Source organism: Endozoicomonas sp. ONNA2, from assembly GCF_024606365.1.
Classification (GTDB): Bacteria; Pseudomonadota; Gammaproteobacteria; order Pseudomonadales; family Endozoicomonadaceae; genus Endozoicomonas.
Genome location: NZ_JAHHPO010000843.1, coordinates 1 through 1,013, shown reverse-complemented (window position 1 = coordinate 1,013; position 1,013 = coordinate 1). Strand labels below are relative to the sequence as shown.

Genomic DNA, 1,013 nt, shown 5'->3' with positions numbered 1-1,013 from the left:
CACGGGATCAATCCGTCTTGAAGAAGCAAAAAGGCTTAAAATGGCAGCATAAAGGCAAGCAAAGGAGTAGAAATCACAATTTTTACCCCAAAACAGGCTAAATTTAGGCCAATATTTGATCAGTCAGGCAAATATTGAAGCTTTCGTTTTTTTCAATAGCTAGTTCTCGGACAGCCTCCTAGTTCTCGGACAGCCTCCAGGTGCTCCCATGCTTTGCCGCTCAGGATGAATGCCCTCCGCCGGACGGGCACTGTTCATCGAGAGCCTCTTGGGACGAGTATAGTGGTGGTGGCAATTCAGGAGAGTATGGTGGCAATTCGGGAAAGTTGGGTGATAACGTGGTGTCATTGCCCGGGCAGAATATTTCTGCCAGTACAGTACCACTGGCTTCAGGTGCATAACTGATAACCCGGGATAACTGTACTGGTGCGACCGAGGGGGCTACGTGCCGACATTTGGCATACACATTATCGGCGAGAAAAGCTGCGAGAATAGATGCGCCAACACCTGCGGCAAGACCTGTGAAAATAGTTACGACAGCACCGTTGACAGAACCCAGGGCAGCAAGTATGCCCGGGCCTGCAGTCACGGAAACTGACACGCCTACAGCACAGCCTGCAAATGTGGTTGCAGCCTGGGTTACTGCAGTTCGACTCGACACTGACACTGTTCGTCCGAAACACCAAAGCTGACAACATAACGGTTCTTGGTTATGGGATTGCTCATAAGCTGCTATACCCTGCATCCGGGGTATTTGAGTAAGTGGTGATGCTGCTTGCATACAATTGCCCTGAAAAAAATTAATTGGTTAGTCCCTCAATTCATAAATAAGTTTCATCATTCTCACTCAGTGGCGTTGGCTTCGTTGACGACTTCACGCCTGCGTGATCGCATTTGAAGGTCAACGGGGCCGCCCGGGCATGGCTTTCAGTAATTTTTATCCTCAATTTGCTGCCAACGCACGACTGCATGGATGCAGGAGCTAGAGCAACGCAGGAGCAGTTGCCGCGTAG

At 49.9% G+C, this 1,013-nt stretch carries 2 protein-coding genes; both read right to left on the bottom strand.

Annotated elements, in window-relative coordinates:
- Positions 1-220: 220 nt before the first annotated feature.
- Positions 221-601 carry an ATP-dependent Clp protease proteolytic subunit gene (locus KDK14_RS14995; RefSeq protein ID WP_257265981.1) on the bottom strand — a complete coding sequence of 127 codons (381 nt, stop codon included), beginning with the start codon at positions 599-601 and terminating at the stop codon, positions 221-223.
- Positions 602-821: 220 nt separating this feature from the next.
- Positions 822-1,013: hypothetical protein (locus KDK14_RS14990; protein ID WP_257265980.1), on the bottom strand; the 192-nt coding region annotated here is incomplete at its 5' end.